Annotated in this window: 17 protein-coding genes; 6 read left to right on the top strand and 11 right to left on the bottom strand. The window is 70.0% G+C overall.

Annotated elements, in window-relative coordinates; translation table 11 throughout:
- The first annotated feature begins 19 nt into the window (after positions 1 to 19).
- Positions 20 to 940 (top strand): factor-independent urate hydroxylase, encoded by a 921-nt coding sequence (gene pucL, locus ACFYTS_RS04600; RefSeq protein ID WP_387301324.1) that lies wholly within the window; start codon positions 20 to 22, stop codon positions 938 to 940.
- Here the strand turns inward: pucL and ACFYTS_RS04595 are convergent.
- Positions 922 to 2,394, bottom strand: a complete 1,473-nt coding sequence (locus ACFYTS_RS04595; RefSeq protein WP_387301322.1) for a PucR family transcriptional regulator — start codon at positions 2,392 to 2,394, stop codon at positions 922 to 924. The two genes, pucL and ACFYTS_RS04595, sit on opposite strands and share 19 nt — an antisense overlap.
- Before the next feature lie 98 nt (positions 2,395 to 2,492).
- Here ACFYTS_RS04595 and ACFYTS_RS04590 point away from each other — a divergent pair, with 98 nt between their 5' ends.
- From ACFYTS_RS04590 to ACFYTS_RS04580, 3 genes are all read left to right on the top strand, one after another.
- The gene (locus ACFYTS_RS04590; RefSeq protein WP_357279524.1) at positions 2,493 to 3,596 is read left to right on the top strand and encodes a GTP-binding protein; all 1,104 of its coding nucleotides are present in this window, start codon (positions 2,493 to 2,495) and stop codon (positions 3,594 to 3,596) included.
- A 604-nt stretch (positions 3,597 to 4,200) separates the two neighbouring features.
- Positions 4,201 to 4,764 (top strand): putative glycolipid-binding domain-containing protein, encoded by a 564-nt coding sequence (locus tag ACFYTS_RS04585; protein ID WP_387301320.1) that lies wholly within the window; start codon positions 4,201 to 4,203, stop codon positions 4,762 to 4,764.
- Between the two features lie 82 nt (positions 4,765 to 4,846).
- Positions 4,847 to 8,326 carry a carboxyl transferase domain-containing protein gene (locus tag ACFYTS_RS04580; protein ID WP_387301318.1) on the top strand — a complete coding sequence of 1,160 codons (3,480 nt, stop codon included), beginning with the start codon at positions 4,847 to 4,849 and terminating at the stop codon, positions 8,324 to 8,326.
- A gap of 10 nt (positions 8,327 to 8,336) precedes the next feature.
- Here the strand turns inward: ACFYTS_RS04580 and ACFYTS_RS04575 are convergent, their stop codons facing one another.
- The 6 genes from ACFYTS_RS04575 to ACFYTS_RS04550 form a co-directional block, all read right to left on the bottom strand.
- Complete coding sequence (locus ACFYTS_RS04575) at positions 8,337 to 9,911, bottom strand: flavin-containing monooxygenase (protein ID WP_387301316.1); 1,575 nt, start codon at positions 9,909 to 9,911, stop codon at positions 8,337 to 8,339.
- Positions 9,912 to 10,065: 154 nt separating this feature from the next.
- Positions 10,066 to 11,061: a sulfate ABC transporter ATP-binding protein gene (locus ACFYTS_RS04570; protein ID WP_357279532.1), complete on the bottom strand. Its 996-nt coding sequence runs from the start codon at positions 11,059 to 11,061 to the stop codon at positions 10,066 to 10,068.
- Positions 11,058 to 11,867: a sulfate ABC transporter permease subunit CysW gene (gene cysW, locus ACFYTS_RS04565; protein ID WP_357279534.1), complete on the bottom strand. Its 810-nt coding sequence runs from the start codon at positions 11,865 to 11,867 to the stop codon at positions 11,058 to 11,060. Before cysW ends, ACFYTS_RS04570 begins: the two co-directional genes overlap by 4 nt.
- Complete coding sequence (gene cysT / locus ACFYTS_RS04560; RefSeq protein WP_387302053.1) at positions 11,868 to 12,695, bottom strand: sulfate ABC transporter permease subunit CysT; 828 nt, start codon at positions 12,693 to 12,695, stop codon at positions 11,868 to 11,870. It abuts the gene before it with no gap.
- A gap of 107 nt (positions 12,696 to 12,802) precedes the next feature.
- The gene (locus ACFYTS_RS04555) at positions 12,803 to 13,840 is read right to left on the bottom strand and encodes a sulfate ABC transporter substrate-binding protein (protein WP_357279536.1); all 1,038 of its coding nucleotides are present in this window, start codon (positions 13,838 to 13,840) and stop codon (positions 12,803 to 12,805) included.
- 190 nt (positions 13,841 to 14,030) lie between these two features.
- Positions 14,031 to 14,120, bottom strand: a complete 90-nt coding sequence (locus ACFYTS_RS04550) for an Ms4533A family Cys-rich leader peptide (RefSeq protein WP_357096386.1) — start codon at positions 14,118 to 14,120, stop codon at positions 14,031 to 14,033.
- 127 nt (positions 14,121 to 14,247) lie between these two features.
- On the opposite strand from ACFYTS_RS04550, the gene ACFYTS_RS04545 reads away from it, so the two are divergent.
- Complete coding sequence (locus tag ACFYTS_RS04545) at positions 14,248 to 15,306, top strand: M48 family metallopeptidase (protein ID WP_387301312.1); 1,059 nt, start codon at positions 14,248 to 14,250, stop codon at positions 15,304 to 15,306.
- 61 nt (positions 15,307 to 15,367) lie between these two features.
- Here ACFYTS_RS04545 and ACFYTS_RS04540 read toward each other — a convergent pair whose 3' ends face one another.
- Together ACFYTS_RS04540 and ACFYTS_RS04535 are read right to left on the bottom strand one after the other, a co-directional pair.
- Positions 15,368 to 15,619, bottom strand: coding sequence for a hypothetical protein (locus ACFYTS_RS04540; RefSeq protein ID WP_357279542.1), 252 nt, complete (start codon positions 15,617 to 15,619; stop codon positions 15,368 to 15,370).
- Between the two features lie 128 nt (positions 15,620 to 15,747).
- Positions 15,748 to 15,984, bottom strand: coding sequence for a hypothetical protein (locus ACFYTS_RS04535; protein ID WP_357089983.1), 237 nt, complete (start codon positions 15,982 to 15,984; stop codon positions 15,748 to 15,750).
- A gap of 66 nt (positions 15,985 to 16,050) precedes the next feature.
- Here ACFYTS_RS04535 and ACFYTS_RS04530 point away from each other — a divergent pair, with 66 nt between their 5' ends.
- Positions 16,051 to 18,054, top strand: coding sequence for a glycoside hydrolase family 15 protein (locus tag ACFYTS_RS04530; RefSeq protein ID WP_387301309.1), 2,004 nt, complete (start codon positions 16,051 to 16,053; stop codon positions 18,052 to 18,054).
- A gap of 48 nt (positions 18,055 to 18,102) precedes the next feature.
- Here the strand turns inward: ACFYTS_RS04530 and ACFYTS_RS04525 are convergent, their stop codons facing one another.
- Both ACFYTS_RS04525 and ACFYTS_RS04520 read right to left on the bottom strand, forming a co-directional pair.
- Positions 18,103 to 19,917: a hypothetical protein gene (locus ACFYTS_RS04525; protein ID WP_387301306.1), complete on the bottom strand. Its 1,815-nt coding sequence runs from the start codon at positions 19,915 to 19,917 to the stop codon at positions 18,103 to 18,105.
- On the bottom strand, positions 19,914 to 22,151 hold the full coding sequence (locus ACFYTS_RS04520) for a hypothetical protein (RefSeq protein WP_387301304.1): 2,238 nt from the start codon (positions 22,149 to 22,151) through the stop codon (positions 19,914 to 19,916). The genes ACFYTS_RS04525 and ACFYTS_RS04520 overlap by 4 nt, the downstream gene beginning before the upstream one ends.
- Between the last annotated feature and the right edge of the window lie 59 nt (positions 22,152 to 22,210).

Here is a 22,210-nt window from a genome sequence, read left to right as displayed (position 1 = left end):
GCGACCACGGGAGGCGACCATGAGCGAAGCCGACGGCCGGATCGTGCTCGGCCCGCACCAGTACGGGAAGGCCGAGAACCGGGTGGTGCGGATCTACCGCGACACCGCGCGGCACGAGATCCGGGACCTGAATGTGTCCTCGTGCCTGCGCGGCGCGTTCGACGAGGCGCACACCGTGGGCGATCAGGGCGCGGTGCTGCCGACGGACTCGCAGAAGCAGACGATCTACACCTACGCCAAGAGCCACGGCGACGGCAGCATCGAGGACTACGGGCTCGCGCTGGCCCGGCATTTCACCGGCGAGATCGAGCCGGTGACCTCGGCCCGCATCGAGATCGAAGAGTATGCGTGGCAGCGGGTTCCGGTCGGCGGCAGCGGCCACGACCACACCTGGACGCGGGTGGGTCCCGAGGTGCGGACCGCCGCGATCACGGTGCGCGGACGGGGCACGGACCGCCGCGAATGGGTGATCGGCGGCATCAAGGACCTGGTGATCCTCAAGTCCACGGGCTCGGAGTTCGCGGGCTTCCTGACCGACCCGTTCACCGTCCTGGAACCCGCCTACGACCGCATCCTCGCCACCAGCCTCGACGCCCGCTGGCGCTTCGCCACCCCACCCGCCGACTGGGACGCCGCCTACCACGGTATCCGGGCCGCCCTGATCGAAACCTTCGCCACCCTGCACTCGAAGGCCTTGCAGCAGACCCTGTACGAGATGGGCCGCGCCGCCCTGGAGGCCTACCCGTGCCTGGCCGAGATCCGCTTCTCCGCGCCCAACAAGCATCACTTCGCCTATGACACAGGCCGTTTCGACGTGCCCAACAACGGTGAGGTGTTCCACGCCGATGACCGACCGTACGGCCTGATCCAAGCGAGTGTCCTACGCGAGGGCACCCCGGACGCCGGAATCGCCTGGGACCCCTACACCGGCGCGGTCTGACCCGACAGCGTCCGCACCGCCAGGTACAGGTCGAGCCGATCATCGAGCCGCCCGAGATCCCGCCCGGTCAGCACCTCGATCCGCCCGATCCGGTAGCGAACGGTGTTGGGGTGCACATGCATTCGATCGGCCGCCTGCCGCCACGAGCCGTCACAGCCGAGGAACGCCTCCAGCGTCTTCAGCAGCCCGGCCCTGTGCATCCGATCGTATTCCAGCACCGCACCGAGAACCCGTTCCGCGAATCGCCGTTGCAGGCCGCCCGGGACCGCGGTGAGCAGGCCCACGGCCGAATCGATGTCGGCGACACGCACACTGACCGGCGCGGCGTCCTCCCGCGCCGCGGTGGACGCGGCCGCCGCCGCGCCGATCGTCCCCGCGAGCGGCTCGTCCGGCTGCCGAACGCTCACCCCGACCGCGAGCCGAATGCCACTGAGCGCCGGTGCGATCCGACCGAGTCGGCGGTTCACCACACCGGCGGTCCCGTCCTGCGTCCCGGCCGTCACGCCGACCAGCCGGCCCTCGCCGTCGATCGCGGTGACGAGATCCGGCAGGGCATCGTGCAGGGCGGCGCGCACGGCCTCGAGTGTGGCCGCGGTGCCGGCATGGACCTCGCAGACGATCGCCGCCTCCGACACTCCGGATCGCTCGGCGAACGGCCTCGGGAAGCGGTCGGACAGTTCCCAATCCAGGTGCCGCCGGTCGGCGCGGCGCTGCCGGTACAGTTCCGCGACCGCGGCCAAGTCCACGCCGTAGGGGTCGAGATCCGGGTCGGAGGGGCGGATCACCAGATACCAGGCGGTGATTCGATCGCCCGCGCCCACCTGGAGGACGCGCAGGGCCCCGGCGGTGACGGCGGGCAGGCGCGGCGCGGTCAGCGCGGTGGCCAGGATCCTGTCGATCTCGGGTTCGGACAGGTCCGCGGTACCCGCGACGACGGTTCCGGTCGAGGTCAGCAGCCACGCCGAGACCCGCTGTTCGGCCTCGAAATCCGCGATCAGGGTCTCGATCTCGGCCCCGGCGGCGACGGCCGACAGCAGACTGCGTTGCCGGTCGGCTCGTGATCGCACGCGCTGCCAGCGCACGTCGGCGGCCTGCTCGGCCAGGTATTCGATGATCCGGCTGAACGGCACGCTCTGCGGCGCGGACAGCAGTGGCAGCCCGTGTCGGCGGCACGCCGCCACCACGTCGTCGGGGATGTGCCCGTGCAGCGCCTGCCCGGCCACCACTCCGGCCACCCCGGACCCGGCCAGCAAGTGCACGTAGCGGTCGGAGTCGGCGGCGTGCTGCCGCCACACCAGGCCGGTACAGACCAACGCGCCCGGGGTGACGAAGGGCCGGGGGTCGGGCATGTCGGTGGCGCAGACGCGCGCGACCGTCCGGTCTAGGTCCCCCGCGTCCCCGTGGAGCAGCCGCATGCGCAGTTGCGGCGCATCGAGGATGTCGCGCACTCGCACGGCGCACCTCCCGTGGTCGGTCCGAATTGTCCGTCACGGTAGAAGCCGGTTGTTGCCACCCCGTTTCCGAGGAATCACACCTCGGTAGGGTGGTCGCCGTGAGTCGGCGCATACCAGTCCTGATCGTGGCCGGGTTCCTCGGTGCCGGCAAGACGACGCTGCTCAACCGGCTGTTGCGGACCCGCAACGCGCGGATCGGGGTGGTGGTCAACGACTTCGGCGCGGTGAACATCGACGCCATGCTGGTGGCCGGGCAGGTCGACGCCATGGTGTCACTGGGCAACGGGTGCGTGTGCTGCGCGGTCGACGTCAGCGAACTGGACGAGCTGTTCGACCGGCTGGCGCATCCCAAGCAGAAGATCGACGTCATCGTGGTGGAGGCCAGCGGGCTGGCCGAACCGCGCAATCTGATCCGCATGGTCGTGAACAGCGACAATCCGCGGATCCGCTACGGCGGGCTGATCGAGGTGGTCGACGCCGAGCACTTCCCCGCCAGCCGCGACCAGCATCCCGAACTCACCACGCATCTGCGGATGGCGGATCTGGTGGTGCTGAACAAGTCCGACCGGGTCGAGGCCGACGCGCTGGAGCGGCTGCGCGCGGAGATCGGCGAGGTGGTCGGACAGGTGCCGGTGTATCCGACCAGCCACGGGCGCATCGACCCCGGCCTGCTGTTCGACCTGCCCACCCACGCGCCCCGCGCCCCGCGTGTCGGCGAACAGCTCAGCTTCGACGAACTACTGCACGGCGACGGCGCGGCCGGCGAGGACGACCCGGGTCACGGCGATCACTGCCACGACGGCTGCTCCCACGACCACCGGCATCTGCACGACGGCTACGACAGCGTCTCCTTCACCTCCGACACCGACCTCAATCCGCGCGAACTCATCGCGCTGCTGGAGGATCCGCCGTCAGGACTGTTCCGCGCCAAGGGCGTGCTCGCGTTCGCCGTCGCCGACGATCCGCGAAAATTCGTGCTGCACATGGTCGGCCGCCACATCACCCTGGAACCCACCGCCTGGGCCCGCCACGAGCCCCGGGTCAGCAATCTGGTCCTCATCGGGTCCGGTCTCGATGCCGACGCCGTCACCGACCGGCTGCGCGGCGCCGTCCACGCCGCCGCCGACCCCCTCGACGACCACGCCCTGCTCCCGGTCTGGCGCTACGTCGCCGGTGACCAGTCGCTTGTCGGCGAGGGCTGATTCGGCCTCGAGTTCGGCGCGCAGCCCGGCCACCTCGGCGGCCAGCTCGTCGCGCATCGACTCGCGCTCGGCCAGCGCCGCCCGCATGGTCTCGACACTGTCGTTCATGGCCGCGAGCCGCTGATCAGCGCCCTTGAGCAGCCACTCCACCACATCCCGTCGCCCGACCGCGGCGCTCGCGGCGCGCACCCAGTCGACCGCGAACGCCACCCACTCCTGCGGCTTGGGCGCGTCCTTGGGATCGTCCCACCCCTTGCGCTGGGCCGCCTTGGTGGACAGCACCAGCTCCGCCTTCTTACCCCGCCCCGGCGAGTTCATCTCCGCCAGGGACAGCTTGCCGGCGCTGGTCACCACCGCGGTGAACCGGTACTTGCCCGCGAGGTGCATGCGCAGTTCGGCGGTGCCGCGGCCGTCGGAGTCCATGGCCCCCAGCCACGGCCCGTCCGCCGCCTCGATGATGGCCGCCAGAATCTCCAGCTGCCCGACACCGCGGCGCAACCGCGCGGCGGCGGTCCGCAACGCGCCCGGCGTGGCCGTCATCTGATCCCAATGCATGCCCCGAACATATCCCCACCGCGGGACGCCGCCGTGATTGACTGGCCGAGTGAACGAGTTCCCGGCAGTGGCCTCGTGGCGGCATCGCGGCGCGCGGACCGGATTCGAGGTCGCGTTCTTCGCCGAGGACGAACGCGGGCTGCTGATCCGCGGCACCACCACCGCCACCGAGGACGGCGTGTCCTGGATCATCGATTACGTTGTGCTGCTGGACGCCTCGTGGGTGACCCGATCGGCCCGGATCACCGGACGCGGCGCGCACGGCGTCCGGGTGGTGGACCTGGAGGCCGACGGCTGGGGCCGGTGGACCGTCGACGGCACGCCCGCGCCGCACCTGAACGGCTGCCTCGATCTGGACCTGGAGTCCTCGGCCATGACCAATACCTTTCCGGTGCACCGGCTGCGGCCGCTCGGCGACCACCCGGTCTCCGCGCCCGCGGCGTACGTCCGGGCCGCGGACCTGTCGGTCGCGCGCCTGGAGCAGACCTACTGCCGCATCGGCGCGCGGCACGTCGCCTACACCGCACCAGACCTGGACTTCGCGTGCCGGCTGACCTATGACGCGGACGGGCTGATCTCGGACTATCCGGGTATCGCGGCCCGGGTTCAGTAGCCGGGCGCGGTAACCCAACACAGAAACAAGCGAGGCGGCTCGTTTTCGCCGCGGACCCGCGACGGTGCCCTAGCCTGGCGGCGTGCGAGTTGTGGTTGCGAATCGTGGTGAGGTCGCGGTCCGGGTGGTACGGACGGCACGGGAACTCGGATACCCGACGGAGGTGCTGCACACCGCCGAGGACGGCGCGAGCCTGGCGGTACGGCTCGCCGATCGGGCGATCGTCCTGCCGGGCAGCGGTGCGGCGGGGTACCTCGACATCGACTCGGTGGTGCGAGCGGCCGCGGCGTGCGGGCCCGCGGCGCTGGTCCACCCCGGGTACGGCTTCCTCAGCGAGAGCGCCGATTTCGCGGCCGCCTGCGCGGCGGCCGGACTCACCTTCGTCGGCCCCTCCCCCGAGGTGCTGCGCGTCTTCGGGGACAAGGTCGCCGCCCGCGCGGCCGCCGAACGCGCCGGACTGACCGTGCTCCCCGCCACCCGCGCGGGAGCCGGGTCCGCCGAGATCGCGGCCCTGCTGACCGACCATCCCGACGGCATCATGGTGAAGGCCGCGGCGGGCGGCGGCGGACGCGGTATGCGTCCGGTCACCGACCCGGCCCGCCTGGCCGAGACCATCGACCGCTGCCGGGCCGAGGCGCTCGCCGGATTCGGCGACGACCGCGTGTACGCCGAGGCGCTGGTCACCCGCACCCGGCACATCGAGGTGCAGGTGGTCGCGGACGGGATCGCGGCCGCCACACTGGGCGACCGCGATTGCAGCGTCCAGCGGCAACGCCAGAAGCTGATCGAGATCGCGCCCGCCCCGGATCTGCCCGCGGCCGTGCGGGATCGGATCCACCGGGACGCGGTGCGGATCGCGGAGGCGGTGGGCTGCCGGGGCGTCATCACCGTGGAGTTCCTGGTCGAGGCCGGGGTGAGCGCGAATGTCTGGTTCCTGGAGGTGAATCCGCGCCTGCAGGTCGAGCACACCGTGACCGAGGCCGTCACCGGCGTGGATCTGGTCGCGCTGCAACTGGAGCTGGCGCGCGGCCGGGCCTTGACCGACCTCGACCTGCCCAAGAGCGAGACCCGCGGCTACGCGGTGCAGGCGCGAGTGAACGCCGAACTGCTCGCGGCGGATGGAGCGGTCCTGCCCAGCACGGGCGTGATCGACCGCTTCGACGCCCCGACCGGCGCGGGCGTCCGTGTCGACACCGCCGCCCGGGTGGGCATGCGCCAAGGCGTGCAATTCGATTCGCTGCTCGCGAAGATCATCGCGCACGCCCCGACCCACGACGCCGCGCTGCGCCGCTGCTCGGACGCACTCGCCGAAACGGTGATCGGCGGCGTCGACACCAACCTGCACCTGCTACGCGCAGTCCTGTCCACGTTGCGCGAGCCCCCCACCCCGGCCGGCGTCGACCGGCAGACCGAGCCGACCGGAGCGACACACCCGACCAGCCGGACAGCGCCCAATGGACCGGCACACCCGGGCGACCAGACCGCACCCAGCGGACCAGCACAACCCAACCACGAAACCGGACCCAACGGACCAGCCCGCGCGAACGACCAGACCGCACCCAACCTTTCGACACGCCTGAGCGACCAGACCGCCGACGGCGGGCTGACGCCACCGGTCGGACCGACAGCGCTGGGCGGGGGCGTCGTGACGACGGAGTGGTTCGAGCGGCGGCTCCCCGACTTACGCGCGCGTGCCGAGACTTTCGAGGACGCGACCGCACCCGGATCGGTGGATGCCACACCCGGTGCGGCGCACGGCTCGGCCGGTCTCGGTGCCGCGGCCGGATTCGAGCTCGCCGACGAAGAGCAGGCGGTGCGGTCGCCGATGGGCGCGACTGTGGTGTCGCTGGCGGAGCCGGGGACCCTGGTGGCCGCCGGAGCCGAGGTCGCGGTGCTGGAGGCCATGAAGATGCAGCACGTGCTGCGTGCGACGGAACCGTTGCGAGTGCTGCGGCGGGCCGTCGCGCCGGATGCGGTGGTCGATCCGCACGCCGTGCTGGTGACCTGGGTGGCAGCCGATCACGATGGTCCGGCCGCGGAATCGACCGCGGTGGATCTGGATTCGATGCGCGCTGACCTCGCGGAGGTGCTGGAGCGGCACGAGATCACCCTCGACGCGCGGCGTGAGACCGCCGTGGCGAAGCGTTATCGGATCGGGCGGCGCACGGCGCGGGAGAACATCATCGATCTGGTCGACGCGGACAGCTTCGTCGAATACGGCGCACTGGCCGTGGCCGCCCAGCGCAGCCGGCGCGGGCTCGAGGATCTGATCGCCAACACCCCCGCCGACGGATTGATCGCGGGGATCGCCACGATCAACGCCCACCGGTTCGGCCACGATCGCGCCCGCGCGCTGGTCATGTCCTACGACTACACCGTGCTCGCGGGCACCCAGGGCATGCGCAATCACGTCAAGACCGATCGCATGCTGGAACTGGCTCGGGAGCAACGGCTTCCGGTGGTGTTCTTCACCGAGGGCGGCGGCGGGCGGCCCGGCGACACCGACCACGGCGGCATCTCGGGGCTGGACGTCACCACGTTCCGGGCCATGGGCGCGCTGTCGGGGCAGGTGCCGCTGATCGGCATCGTGTCGGGGCGCTGCTTCGCGGGCAATGCCGCCCTGCTGGGCATGTGCGATGTCGTGATCGCCACGCCCGACGCGAATATCGGCATGGGCGGCCCGGCCATGATCGAGGGCGGCGGGCTGGGCGTGTACGCGCCCGAGGACATCGGGCCGGTGGAGGTGCAGCGGCGCAATGGCGTGGTGCACGTCGTCGCCGCCGACGAGGCCGAGGCGGTGGACGTCGCCCGCCGCTACCTGTCGTATTTCCAAGGCGCGGAGGCGGAGTGGGAGGCCCCGGATCCGCGGTCGGCCCGGCATGTGGTGCCGGAGAACCGGCTGCGCGCCTTCGATATTCGCGCCGCCATCGCCTCGGTGGTGGATGTCGGCTCGGTGCTGGAACTGCGCCGGGACTGGGGCGTGGGCATCGTGACCGCCCTGGTCCGGGTGGAGGGCCGTCCGTTCGGGCTGATCGCCAATGACTGCCACCACCTGGGCGGGGCCATCGACGCCCCGGCCGCCGACAAGCTCTCGGCGTTCCTGCGACTGTGCGGCGCGCACGGCCTGCCCATCGTCTCGCTGTGCGACACACCGGGTTTCATGGTCGGCCCCGACGCGGAGCAGCAGGCCACCGTCACCAAGTTCAGCCGCCTGTTCATCGACGCCGCCGCCTTGGACGTCCCGTTCGGCACCGTGATCCTGCGCAAGGGTTACGGGCTGGGCGCGCAGGCCATGGCGGCGGGCTCGTTCCGCGCGCCGCGCTTCGTGATCTCCTGGCCCACCGGCGAGATCGGCGGCATGGGACTGGAGGGCGCGGTCCGGCTGGGCTTCGCCAAGGAACTGGCCGCCATCGAGGACCCGGACCAGCGGCAGGCCGCCTTCGACGCCCTGGTCAACGCCGCCTACGACGCGGGCAAGGCCCTCACCGCCGCAACGGTTCTCGAACTCGACGACGTCATCGACCCCGCCGATACCCGCCGGTGGTTGCGGACGCTGCGCTGAGCAGCGGCGCTTACGCGGCTCCCCCGCGCAAGCGCCGCAGCCAGGCGTACCCGACCGTGAGCGCCGCGATGCCACCGAGCGACTGCCCCGCGCTCACATAGCGCGGACGGCGGAGCCGGAACTTGGTGCGCCGCGCCTCACGCAGCCGCAGGCGCTCCTCGGTGAGGTCGGCGTAGCGGCCCGGCAGGAAGGTGTCGAAGTACTCGGACACGAAATTGTCGGTGCGCCGCACGGGCAATCGCATATCGCCCATCAGATCGTCGATGTGGTGGGAGATGTAGGGCCCGACGTAATAGCCTTCCGGCCGCGCGGGCATGACCTCCGCCAGCCAGGCGCCGACCCGGTCGATCTCGCGGTGCATCTCGGCGGCGGGCGGCAGCTCCAGCTCGCCGAGGAAGTGCTGGGACAGCCAGTGCGCGGAGATCTCCGCGGAGAGCTGGCAGGCGGTGGAGGACCCGTACCCGATGAACCCGAGGCGCGGATGCGCCGGCGGCAGGATGTGCCGGTACAACAGGAATCGGCCGTCGGAGAGGACGTCGGTGCGTAGTTCGCGGTCCAGGAACGGCAGCGACTGCCGCCAGCCGGTGGCGAACACCACCAGATCCGCGGCGAGCCGTTCACCGGTGTCGAGGGTGAGCTCGGCTTCGCCGGTGCAGCGCGCGATCTGGCCGCGCCGCAATCGGATCCGGCCCCGTCGGGCCTCCCGGTAGAACTCCTCGCTGACGCCGCCGTGTTCGATGCCACCGGGCAGCGGCGGCTCGGGCACCATGATCCGCGGCATCCGCAGCGAGAGTCGCATCAGGAGTTTCAGGTACCGCCAGACCAGCTCGGTCAAGGGTCTGCCCGGGCCGTGCAGCAGCCGCTCGACCCGGTTGAGCCGGTGGTAGCGGAAGAACGACTCGGAGAATCGATTGAGGTACAGCTGGTCCGAGGGCTGTCCGCCGATGAACCGTGGCAGCATCGGATAGGGCTTGCGGAACACCAGGGTGCAGTCGCGGGCTCGTTCGGCGGCCCAGGCTGCGCAGTCGAGCGCGGATTTGCCCGCGCCCACGACCACCACGCGCCGGCCCGCGAAGGCGGTGGGTTCCACCGCCTGACTGGAGTGGGCGATCACACCGCGAAAGAGGTTGCCGTCCTGAATATCTGGAATGTTCGGTTCGGAGAAGGTTCCGGCGCACACCACCACGAAATCGAACGCCGGCGTCTCGACCCCGTCGGGCCCGACCACCTCGACCTCGAACCCCTTGCCCGCCTCGGAAACCCGGATGACTTCCGTGCCCAGGCGTAGGTAGCGGTACAGGCCGAAGCGTTCCACGTACGAGGCCAGGTAGTCACGCACCTGCCCGGCCGTGGGGAATACATCGGCCGATTCCGGGTAGGGATGATCGGAGTACGCGTAGGTGGCCCGGGAGTTGTTGGTGCGCAACCCCGGATAGGTGCGCGACTGAATCCACACGCCGCCCGCGGCGGTCTCCTTGTCGAAGACGACGACCTCGAAGCCGTCGTCGCGCAATACCTTCGCCGTCACCAAGCCCGCGATACCGGCCCCGATGATCCCGACCCGTACGCCACCCGCACTCGTCACGTCCGCGTATTCCCCTCTGGAACGAACAGGCACAGCCGCGCCACACGCTACGGCAGCGTGCGGCGCCGCGGACCCTCGTCAGAGCGACTCGCCAGGTTTTTGACGAGTTGGGCGTGTCCCGACTTCTCGCCGAAATCGCTTATACAGGACGCACTTACAAGACCGGGAGCTCCGGGATCCGGGTGGCGCGGGCGTACACGGTCTCGCCCTCGGCCAGGTGCAGCGCCTCCGCGTCACCACGGGTGACCTGCGCGGTGAACAGGTCACCGGTGGCCGCGTTGCGCAACTCCACGCGCACCTCGAAGCCCAGCCGGACGACGCGCTCGACCGTCGCGCGGGTGACGCCGGAGGAATCCGCGGTGCCCTCGTGCGCGGCCAGCGCCATGCTCGGGTCCCGGCCCACGCGAATGTCGTGCGGCCGCACCATATGCCCGTTCAGCTTGGCCACCGCACCCAGGAACGACATGACGAACTCGTTGGCGGGCCGGTCGTACACGTCCTCCGGGCTGCCGACCTGCTCGATGCGGCCCTTGTTCATGACCGCGATCCGGTCGGCCACGTCGAGGGCCTCCTCCTGGTCATGGGTGACCAGAACGGTGGTGACGTGCACCTCCTCGTGCAGCCGGCGCAGCCAGGTGCGCAGGTCCGCACGGACTTTCGCGTCGAGCGCGCCGAACGGCTCGTCGAGCAGCAGCACCTGCGGGTCCACCGCGAGCGCGCGGGCCAGGGCCATGCGCTGACGCTGACCACCGGACAGCTGCGCCGGATACCGGTGCTGGAAGCCGTCCAGGCCGACGATCTCGAGCAGGTCGTCGACCTTCTTCTTGATCTCGCCCTTGGGCCGCTTGCGGATCTTGAGGCCGAAGGCCACATTGTCGCGCACGGTCATGTGCTTGAACGCGGCGTAATGCTGGAACACGAAACCGATATCGCGCTTCTGCGGCGACACATTGGTGACGTCCTTGCCCGCGATGGTGACGATGCCGCCGTCGAGGGTCTCGAGGCCCGCGATGGAGCGCAGCAGCGTGGACTTGCCCGAACCGGACGGACCCAGCAGCGCGGTCAGCTCGCCCGAGGGGATGTCGAGGCTGACGTCGTCGAGAGCGGCGAACGTGCCGTAGCGCTTGTTCGCATTGGTCACGGTGATCATTTGGCAGTGCCCCGCTTGCGTTCTAGAAGGGTCATGAGCAGAAGGACAACGAGGGCGATGCCCATGAGCAAGGTCGCCGCGCAGTACGCGCCGAAGGTGTTGTGATCGTTCACGTAGCGCCCGTTCACCAGCAGGGTGAGGGTCTGTGACTTTCCGGGCAGGCCGGTGGACACCATGATCACCGCGCCGAACTCACCGAGCGCGCGGGCCACGGTGAGCACGATGCCGTAGGTCAGGCCCCAGCGGATCGCCGGAAGCGTGATGCGCCAGAACGTCTGCCAGCCGGACGCGCCCAGGGTGGCGGCCGCCTGCTCCTGATCATCGCCGATCTCGTGCAGCACCGGCTCCACCTCGCGCACCACGAACGGGAGCGTCACGAAGATGGTGGCGATGACCATGCCCGGCAGATTGAAGATGATCTTCAGGCCGTGGCTGTCCAGCCCGCCGAACCAGCCGTGGGCGCCCCACAGCAGGATCAGCGAGACACCCACCACCACCGGCGACGTCGCCATCGGCAGATCCACCACGCCCTGCAGCAGATTGCGGCCGGGGAATCGGCCACGCACCAGGGCGAGCGCCACGATCACACCGAAGATCACATTCACCGGCACCGTGATCGCCACGATCTGCATGGTGAGGTTGAACGCCGAGATGGCCGCGGGCGTGGAGATCGAATCGAAGAACGCGCCGACGCCGTGCTCGAAGGTGCGCATCAGGATGATGCCCAGCGGCACCAGCAGCAACACGAAGATGTACGCCAGCGCCACCGTGCGCAGTGAGATCCGCGTCCAGAAACCGAGTTTCATCTACGACTCCTGTTCCCGGCGCGCCAGGCGCTCGGAGGTGACCCGCAGCACGAACAGCGTGGCCAGCGAGATCGCCAGCAGCACCACCGAGACCGCGGCGGCGTTCACCGGCCGGTCCACCTCGATCTGCTGCTGGATGTACTGCGAGGCCATCTGGGTCTTCTTCGGAATGCCGCCGCCGATCAGCACCACCGAGCCGTACTCGCCGATCGCGCGGGCGAAGGCCAGGCCCGAACCGCTCACGATGGCCGGGGCCAGCGTCGGCAGGATGATGGTGCGGAAGGTGGTCCAGTTGTCCGCGCCCAGCGACGCGGCCGCCTGCTCCACATCCTTGTCCGCCTCGATCAGCACCGGCTGCACCGCGCGCACCACGAACGGCAGCGTCACGAAGGCCAGCGCCACCACCAGACCGGGCTGGGTGGCGTTGAGGTGGATGTCGAACGGCGACTGCGGCCCGTACAGGGCCAGCAGCACGATGCTGGCCACGATGGTGGGCAGTGCGAACGGCAGGTCGATCAGGGCGTTCACGAACCCCTTGCCCGGGAATTCGTCGCGCACCAGCACCCAGGCGATCAGGGTGCCCATCACCACGTTGATCAAGGTGACGATGACCGACACCAGGACCGTCACCTTCAGCGCGTCCAGGGCCGCGGGCGCGGTCACCGCGTCCCAGAAACCGGACCAGCCGTTCTCCAGGGACTTGGCGGTCAGCGCCGCCAGCGGCAGCAGCACGATGATGCTGAGCCACAGCACCGAGGTGCCGATGCCGAGCGGGCCCACCGACCCGGTCACCCGGAACCAGGACCGGATTCGGCCCCTACCCGCCATCGGGCGGGGTTTGTCGTCTACCGAAACGCCGGGACCGCTCTCGGTCCCGGCGTTCGAGCTGCTGTCACTCACAGGTTCGAGTATCGCTTGTGTCGCAGGTCACCCGGCTACTTGGTGGCCTTGTCGTAGATCTGCGCCACCGAGCCGGTGTTCGGCGTGAACAGCTCCTTGTCCACGGTCTTCCAGCCGCCGAGGTCGTCGATGGTGTACAGCTTCTGCGGGGTCGGGAAGGTCTTGGCATTGTCCGAACGCACCTGCGGGTCGACCGGACGGAAGCCCGCCTCAGCGAAGGCCTTCTGCGCGTCCTTGGTGTAGAGGAAGTCGCGGAAGGCGATGGCGTTCTTCAGGTTCTTGGAGTTCTTGAGCACCGCGACCGGATTGTCGATCCGGAAGGTGGTGTCGGGCACGACGTGCTCGATCGGGTCACCCTTGGTCTCGGAGAAGATGGCCTCGTTCTCGTAGCTGAGCAGCACGTCGCCGGTGCCCTGCAGGAAGGTGTCGGTGGCCTCGCGACCCGACTTCGGCTGCACGTGCACGTGGCCCAGCAGCTGGGTCAGGTAGTCCAGACCGGCCTGCGCGTTCTTGCCGCCCTCGCTCTTGGCGGCGTAGGGGGCCAGCAGGTTCCACTTGGCCGCACCCGAGCTGAACGGGTTGGGGGTCACCACCTCGATGCCCGGCTTGAGCAGGTCGTCCCAGTTCTTGATGCCTTTGGGGTTGCCCTTGCGGACCGCGATCACCACGACCGAACCGAACGGGACGCCCTTGTTGGCGTCGGCGTTCCAGCCCGCGTCGACCTGACCGGAATCCACCAGGCGGGTGATGTCGGGCTCGACCGAGAAGCTCACCACGTCGGCTTCAGCGCCGTCCTTCACCTTGCGGGACTGATCGCCCGAGGGACCGTAGGAGGCCTGGAACTGGGTGCCCTTGCCGGCGTCGGTCTTGTTGTAGACCGGGATCACCTTGTCGTAGGCGGCCTTCGCGACCGAGTACGCGAACAGGTTGATGTTGCCGCCGCCACCGGCCGCCGCACCCTCGTCCTTGGTGTCGGCCGCGCCGCCGCTGCAGGCGGTGAGCACGGTGGCCGCGACCGCGGTGAGCGCGACGGCGAAGGTAGATCGGCGAGAGAGACGAATATTGCGGGACATCGGCGTGGACCTTTCGGGCTACCCGCCGGTGGGACCTCGACCGGCGGGAATGAACGTTTGCCGTAGACCCGTCACGGGAAGAAGTACGCGACGGTGGCGCTCCGGCCCGAAGGCCGCCGGGGGACGAACACGAACTGCGAAAATGCGCGCGCCAAGTCTACTCAGACGTGCAGCAGTGCCCGATCGGCGATCAGCGACAGTGAATGTCAGCGACCGCGAGGCAACCCACAGCGATCAACGCCAATTCATGGCGGACCTGGGGAACAACGCTCGACAGCACGGGGCGACTTTAGCAGAGGTGCACGTCAGGCCGCTAATCTCCGGCGGTTTGAAATCGTCTCGAGCACAACCCTGGTCGCACACGGCAGACTGTATCGAGACTGCGACTTTCCAACGGGGGACATTCCATGACGACAGCGCCCGCACGTATCCGCCGGGACTTCCCGGGCATCTCCACGCGCGCCTGGGAGCATCCCGCCGACCGCACCGCACTGGTCGGCCTGCGGCAGCTGAGTGGCTTCGACACCCTGCTGCGCACCCTGTCGGGTCTGCTGCAGGAGCGGCAGCACCGGCTCATGTACCTCGCGACCGCGGTGCGCGTCGACGAGCGGCAGTTCAAGAACCTCGACCAGCTGCGATCGGACGCGGTCAAGATCCTCGACGCGCAGCGCACCCCGGAGATGTTCGTGCTGCAGCAGCCCGAGGCCAATGCCTTCACCATCGGCATGGACCGGCCCTTCATCGTGCTGACCACCGGCCTGCTGGATCTGCTCGACCACGAGGAGCTGCGGTTCGTGGTCGGCCACGAGCTCGGGCACGCGCTGTCCGGGCACGCGGTCTACCGGACCATGCTCATGCACCTCATGCGGATCGCCGACGGCATCGGCTGGATGCCGGTGGGCGGCTGGGCGGTTCGCGCCATCGTGGCCGCGCTGATGGAGTGGAGCCGCAAGTCCGAGCTGTCCGGCGACCGGGCCGGACTGCTGGTCGGGCAGGACGTGGAGGCGTCGGTGCGGGTGCACATGAAGCTCGCGGGCGGCTCCCGGGTGGACGAGATGAGCCACGCGGCCTTCCTCACCCAGGCCGACGACTACGACCGCGCGGGCGACCTGCGCGACGGCGTGCTCAAACTGCTGAACCTGGAACTGGCCAGCCACCCGTTCTCGGTGCTGCGGGCCGCCGAGCTGCGGCGCTGGATCGCCAGCGGCGAGTACAACCGCGTCCTGGACGGGCAGTACCCGCGCCGGGAACAGGACAGGGACGCGCGCATCAGCGAGGAGATCAAGCACGCGGCGCGGTCGTACAAGGAGAGCTTCGACCAGTCGGAGGACCCGCTGATCCGCACCGTGCGCAATCTGGGCCGCGATGTCGGGGCCACGGTCACCACGGTGGGCCAGGAAGTCGGTGAGACGCTGTCGAAGCTGGGCAAGCGGCTGCGCGGCGAGGGCAACGAGGACAAGGAATGAGAAAGGGGTCCGGGGCATCGGCCCCGGACCCCTGCTTCTCGCTCGGCGATAACCCCTCGGGTTACTCGTCGCCCTCGACCACCGGCGGGGTCTCGAGGATGTCGAGGATCCACTCCTCGGTGGCGGATTCGGCATCCTCCTCGTCGGGGCGGATGCGGTTGCTCAGACGCACGCCCAGACCCAGCAGCTGGGCGGCCTTGACCATCTCGAGGGCCTCTTCGGGACCGGCGTAGTGGGTGGCGATCAGACGGGGCTCGTCTTCGAAGTCCTCGTCGGACAGCACGAGTTCCAGACCTTCATCGGTAGTCGACATGGGTCAGCACAGTACGCCCAGAGTTCGCCGAAGCGGTACCGAAACTCGCTCAGCGAGTGAACAACCAGGCGACGACTACGAGAACAAGTAGTGCGATCAGGGCGAGCTGGACACGAGAGCGCGGCATGTCAGGCGGCTTCCTTCCGGATGCGGCGCGGCTGCGCGGTGGTCACGGTGGCCTCGCGGGCGGCGATCCGATCGCGGCCGAGCACGTGCAGCACCAGGCGCAGGATCCGGTCGAGGAGGTAGGCGATGCCCAGGCAGACCGGCACCATGGCGGCCAGCACCACCGCGAACTGGGGAACGAAGGGCAGCCCGGCCACCCACAGTTCCACGCCGTCCCACCATCCTGCGATCGCATGCACGACCCCAGCCTAGGCCGCGAACGTCGTGGTGGACGATTCGGGCTGTTCGGAACGATCATTGATGTCATGGAGTCGTACGACGAACCCGAGTCGCTCGAAGCCCCACGAGACCCGCTGGCCACGACGGACCCATCTCCGTCCGACGCCTACCTGCCGTCGGCGGTGGGCGGGATGCACCATTCGGTGTTCCCGCCCATCGACGACTACGCCTTCCTGTCCGACTGCGAGACCAACTGCCTCATCGCCCGCAACGGCGCGGTGGAGTGGATGTGCGTGCCGCGCCCGGACTCCCCCAGCGTCTTCGGGGCCATGCTGGACCGCAGTGCGGGGCACTTCCGGATCGGCCCCTACGGCCGCAACGTGCCGGCCGCGCGCCGCTATCTGCCCGGCGGCCTGATCGTCGAGACCACCTGGCAGACCGAGACCGGCTGGCTCATCGTGCGGGACGCGCTGGTGCTGGGACCCTGGCACAACAATCGGTCACGCAGCCGTACCCACAAGCGCACGCCCATGGACTGGGACGCCGAGCACATGCTGCTGCGCACCGTGAAATGCGTGAACGGTGTGGTCGAACTGGAGATGAGCTGCGAGCCCGCCTTCGACTACCACAACGGCCCGGCACAGTGGGAATACAGCGGCAACGTCTACGAACAGGCAAGTGCCAGTTGCTATATCGACGGCTGCCCGACGCTGACGCTCACCACGGATCTGCGACTGGGGCTGGAAGGCCGGGAGGCGCGGGCCCGCACCCGGATGAAAGAGGGCGACGAGATCTTCGTCGCGCTGTCCTGGGCGGATCTGGAGCCACCGCGCACCTTCGCGGAAGCCGCGGAGAAGATGTGGCAGACCACCGAATGCTGGCGGCAGTGGATCACGCTCGGGCGTTTCCCGGATCATCCGTGGCGCGGGTACCTGCAGCGCAGCGCGCTGACGCTGAAGGGCCTCACCTACGCGCCGACCGGAGCGCTGCTGGCCGCGGCCACCACATCCCTGCCGGAAACCCCCGGGGGCGAACGGAATTGGGACTACCGATACACCTGGGTGCGCGACTCGTCGTTCGCGCTGTGGGGCCTGTACACACTCGGGCTGGATCGCGAGGCCGATGACTTCTTCGCCTTCCTGCACGACGTCACCACCGACGACGAGGGGAAACCCACGCCGCTGCAGGTGCTGTACGGCATCGGCGGAGAACGCGAGATAACCGAATCCGAACTCCCCCACCTGTCCGGCTACGACGGCGCGCGCCCGGTCCGCATCGGCAACGGCGCCTACAACCAGGAACAGCACGACATCTGGGGCACCATCCTGGATTCCGTCTACCTGCACGTGAAGTCGCGCCAGCAGGTGCCGGAAACCTTGTGGCCCATGCTCGAACGGCAGGCGCAGGCCGCGATCGAGAACTGGCGCGATCCGGACCGCGGCATCTGGGAGGTGCGCGGCGAACCGCAGCACTTCACCTCCTCCAAGGTGATGTGCTGGGTGGCGCTGGACCGCGGCGCGAAACTGGCCGAGCTGCACGGGGAGATGGACTACGCCAAGAAGTGGCACGACATCGCCGACGAGATCCGCGCCGACATCCTCGACAACGGCGTCAACGCCCAGGGCGTGTTCACCCAGAGCTACGGCAGCGACACCCTCGACGCCTCCCTGCTGCTGGTGGTGCTGACCCGCTTCCTGCCGCCCGACGATCACCGGGTGCGGGCCACCGTGCTCGCCATCGCCGACGACCTCACCGAGAACGGCCTGGTGCTGCGCTACCGCACCGAGACCACCGACGACGGGCTGTCCGGCGAGGAGGGCTCGTTCACCATCTGCTCGTTCTGGCTGGTGTCGGCGCTGGTGGAAATCGGTGAGCTGCAACGGGCCCGGCAACTGTGCGAGCGGCTGCTCGGCTATGCCAGCCCGCTCAAGCTGTATGCCGAGGAGATCGACTCGCGCACCGGGCGGCACCTGGGGAACTTCCCGCAGGCGTTCACCCACCTGGCGCTGATCAACGCGGTCATGCACGTGATCCGCGCCGAGGAGTCCAAGCACACCGGCCAGTTCCATCCGGCGCACCCGGGACGCTGAGAAGAGCACCGCGACAAAGAAATCGGCCGCTCTCGCGGCCGATTTCTCTCAGTACGAAGACCTTTCGCCGATCCCGTCGGCGGTCTCGCGAATATCGCGCAGCCGCACCAGCGATCGTTCGATCTCGGTGAGCCGCGCCTCCCGGCCCGCGCCGGACCCCACCGTGGCGGCCTCCTCGGCCGCGCGCAGCGAGGCGTCCACCGACCGCAGGGTCGAGGTGGCGATCTCGGTGAAATGGTCGCGCAGGCTGCGCTGCACCGCGCGCAGCCGGTAGCGGGACTCCTTGCTCACCTGGAAGATCACGTCGTCCATGAGCCGGGCGACCGCCACCTTGGCCTCGGCCTGGCGGCGGGCACGGCGGGCCTTGCGGTCGTCCCACAGGGCATTGAGGCCCAGCAGGATGGCCGCGCCGCCGGAGTACCAGTTCACCAGCGACATGTGCAGCAGGCTGGTGATCAGACCGACCATGAGCAGGCCGCCGTAGGAGCCGCGCAACGCGGTCAGCACCTGGGCGGTGATGCCGAGTTTGGCGCTGTCCAGCTTGTCCAGCGCCGCAACGGGTTCCAGCACCGCGCCGACATCGCCGGGATTGTCCAGCTTGAGATCCGGGGTGGGGATGCCGCTCTCGGGGAACTTGGCGGCCACCTGCTCGGCCAGCTCCACCGAACGGTAGTGGGCGATGACGAAGTTCTCCTCCACCGCCTCGCAGATCTTGGCGTCGAGATCCGCGCCGAAGTCGTTCCAGCCCTTGACCGGATCGCCCTTCATGATGTCGGCGTCGGCGTCGCGGATCAGGCTGCGCAGCCGGTGCCGCAGATCGTGTTCGGTATCGGCCATCAGCTCGCCCGCGCCGTCGGCCAGGGTGACCTGCCAGTTGGCGGTGCGCTGGCGGAGCTGCTCGGCCTCCTCGCGGGTGCGGCGCAGCTGCTCGGTGATCACGGTCAGGCGGCGCGGATCGCGCAGCGTCTCGGCCTCGCTGCGCAGCGCCAGCGACAGGTGGTCGGTGATGAGCCCGATATCGCGGACCGCGGCCTGCACCGCGACGGCGTCCGCGCGGCCCAGCACGTGGGCGCGCAGATGATCGAGCAGTTGCGGCACACCGGATTCCAGATCCAGGCGCTGGTCGCCGTTGGCGGTGGCGTGCGCGTGCAGCCGCGCCGAGGCGGGGGCGACCGCGAACGCCAGCCCAGCGTCGTCGAGCAGCTGCCGGTCGTGCTGCTGCACCTGCGGCCACTGCGGATACTGGTCGATCTTGTTGAGCACGCAGACGACGGTCGGGCACACCTGCTGGACGCGCTGCAACTGCTCGATCTGCGCCGGGGTGAACGGGGCGCGCGCGTCCGCGACGTACAGCACCGCGTCGGCGGCCGCGATCAGCGACCAGGTGGCCGGGGAGTCCGCGGGCGAGCCGGGCGCGTCCAGCACCACGAAGCCCTCCGCGAGCAGCGGACTGGGCTGGGTGAACTCGGCCCGGATGACCTCGCCCGACCCCAGCTCCGCCAGCGCCGACTGCGGGTCGACAGCCGTGCGCTGGGCAGTGCCGCCCGCGCCCGCCGTCACCAGCGTGGCCGCGGCCTGCGGGCCGTACTCGGCGATCACCGGGACACTGGCCTGGCCGTCGGTGGCGCTCACCGCGGCCCCGACCAGGCTGTTCACCAATGTGCTCATCCCGGACCGGGATTCGCCCACCACGACCAGCCGCACCCGCGGATCGGTCAGGCGAGCACGGGCAATGCCCAGCCGGCCGGTCAGATCGAGACGGCCGGAGGCATGGGTCAGTTCGAGCAGCCGGTCGAGCAGCTCGACCAGCGGACCCAACACATCGGGATTCTTCACCGCTACCTGATGACCCGGCGCGCTCACAGCAGCAGCATGTGATCGCCCGGACCCTGCGCCGCGAGGTCCGCGTACCCGGTGTCGCCGAGGCCCGAGAACAGACCGGCGTCGTGCACCAGCAGGCCCGCATCGTGCACGGCCAGCACCGAATCATGCACGCCGAGAGGCGCGTCCTGAACCTGCAGGACCGAATCATGCACCGGGAGAACGGCGGAGACCGGCTGCGCGTGCAGGACGGGGGTGTACTGGTCCGCGATCGGCTTCACCTGGGTCGGCGGGTCGATGTGCGGCGCGGTGGTGATCGGCGACGGCATCGTCGGCGCGGGCGCGACGGTCGGCACCGGCGCGACCGAAACACTGGGTTGCCCACCGTGATCCGGGACCGACGGCTGGGTCGGCACGGTCGGCGCGGTCGGGCGTGGCGCGACGGTCACGGTCGGCTGATGTGGGGTCGGATCGTCGGGCACGGTGACCGTCGGCACGGTGGGACGGGTCCCGGTGTTGTCGTCGGACGGCGAGTGCGGCTTGGTGGGGAGGTCGGTGTCGCCGGTGTTCACCGGCGGGGTCACCGGCTTGATGGTCGACGGCGTGTCCAGGCCCTTGGTCAGGTCGTCCAAACCCGGGATCTTGGTCGGGATCGGCGGCACGGTGAGCGTGGGGCCGTGATCGACCTTGGTCGGCGGGGTGGCGTGCGGCACGCTCGGGGCCGGGGTGGCCGCGGGGACCGGCTTGGTCGCCAGCGTGGTCGGCTGGTGTCCGGGCGTGGACGCGTCTCCACTGGCCAGCACCGGCGTGCGGCCGTGATCGAACAGGGCGGGCGCGACGGACGCGGGCGCGGTCAGCGGCGACGGACCGCCGTGCGTGGTCAGCAGATTCGCGATCGGCTGGTTGGCGGCGTCGGGCTGGATGGTGGTCTGCAACGGCGTCACCGCGACCGGCTGGACCGTCACCGGCGCGACCGGCGCGACCGTCACGGGCGCGGCGGGCGAGGTGGCGACCGGCGGCACCGGGGCGGGCGGCATCGGCTGCGCGGCCGGGGTGGGCGCGATCGTGGTGAGCGCGATCGGGTTCGACGGCGCGGGGGCCACCGGCGCGGCGGGCGACAGGCCCGGCGCGGGAGCCGTCGCGGCGGGAGCGGACGGCGACGCCAGCGGCGCACCGGAGGGCGCGACCGGCGACGTCGAGCCCGGCGCACCGGCACCGGGGGCGGCGGACGACGACTCGGAAACACCGTGTCCCGGAACGCCGTTCACGCCGGCGGCGGTGGTGGCACCGGACTTGTCGGCGGGCTGCGCGGACTGCGGCGTCGACGTGCCCGGGGTGGCGTGCGCGCCGTTGTCGGGCAGGGTGTTGTTCGCCGGAATGTGCGAAATCCCCTGTCCCAGTTGCTGGTTGTAGGCGTCGAGCTGGTTGCCGACCGCGCCGACACCCAGGTCGGCCTTCAGGTTGGAATGGAACCACACGCCGTCGAGGCCGATATGGGCGTCGAAGGCCCAGTCGGTGCCCAGGAAGACGCCGGTGCCACCCTGACCGGCACCCGCGCCGATACCGTCGAACGCGCCGGAGTGGTCGGTCAGGCCGGGCTGGTGGTCGGGCACCAGGCCCGTCGGGCCCATGCCGGGCAGGTGCATGCCGTCGGAGCCGGGCAGCCCGAAACCGGGCAGGCCGGACGGGAAGCCGGGCAGGCCCGGCAGGTGCGGCTGCTCGAGCGAGGGCAGCTGCGAATTCTCCTGCGCCGGTTCCGATTCCGTCGGCTGGTCGCTGTCCATGGGCAGACCCCAGCCCGGGCGCGGCCCGTAGGTCGGGAAGCCGGACAGGGACGCGCCGGTGTCGGTGTCGGGCAGACCCATGCCGTGGAAGCCGGCGTGCGAGGGCTCGTTGGCGGGAATGGCGTCGAGCGAGGGGAACAGTCCGGCGTCGGTGCCGTGGTATTCGCCGAGCGGCCCGAAGACGCCGTTGACGGGCGCGACCACGGGACCGTGGTGCTGCGGCAGCGAGTCGGGGGTCAGGTCCGGGAAGGTGATGGTCGGGCTGGGCACGTTCGGCTGCGGGTCCTCGGCCTGCGACCAGCCGACGTTCTTGCTGTCGTGGTTGATCGCGGGCGATCCGCCGCGGCTACCGCCGGCCGCGATGAGCGCGCCACCGGTCACGTACGCACCGCCCCGAGCCACGCGCGCGACACCGTTGGCAATGCGGTAGGCGGCGTCACCATCGTTCTCATCGGCGCCGGAAGCATCGTCGAAGGGCAGATCACGTGTCATGCTGGCTCCGCTCTCAGGGCTCCGACGGCACCGAACGCGGGCCACCGGACCAAACTCGT

The sequence above is a fragment of the Nocardia sp. NPDC004151 genome (assembly GCF_042874235.1).
Lineage (GTDB): Bacteria > Actinomycetota > Actinomycetes > Mycobacteriales > Mycobacteriaceae > Nocardia.
Note: the sequence above shows the minus strand (reverse complement) of the source record. Positions and strands in the feature narration are given on the sequence as shown.

Bases quoted from the DNA above. Each gene is read 5' to 3' on its own strand.
- pucL (WP_387301324.1), top strand. From the start codon at position 20: ATGAGCGAAGCCGACGGCCGGATCGTGCTCGGCCCGCACCAGTACGGG.
- ACFYTS_RS04570 (WP_357279532.1), bottom strand. From the start codon at position 11,061: ATGATCACCGTGACCAATGCGAACAAGCGCTACGGCACGTTCGCCGCT.
- cysW (WP_357279534.1), bottom strand. From the start codon at position 11,867: ATGAAACTCGGTTTCTGGACGCGGATCTCACTGCGCACGGTGGCGCTG.
- cysT (WP_387302053.1), bottom strand. From the start codon at position 12,695: ATGGCGGGTAGGGGCCGAATCCGGTCCTGGTTCCGGGTGACCGGGTCG.
- ACFYTS_RS04555 (WP_357279536.1), bottom strand. From the start codon at position 13,840: ATGTCCCGCAATATTCGTCTCTCTCGCCGATCTACCTTCGCCGTCGCG.
- ACFYTS_RS04545 (WP_387301312.1), top strand. From the start codon at position 14,248: ATGACGACAGCGCCCGCACGTATCCGCCGGGACTTCCCGGGCATCTCC.
- ACFYTS_RS04540 (WP_357279542.1), bottom strand. From the start codon at position 15,619: ATGTCGACTACCGATGAAGGTCTGGAACTCGTGCTGTCCGACGAGGAC.
- ACFYTS_RS04530 (WP_387301309.1), top strand. From the start codon at position 16,051: ATGGAGTCGTACGACGAACCCGAGTCGCTCGAAGCCCCACGAGACCCG.
- ACFYTS_RS04520 (WP_387301304.1), bottom strand. From the start codon at position 22,151: ATGACACGTGATCTGCCCTTCGACGATGCTTCCGGCGCCGATGAGAAC.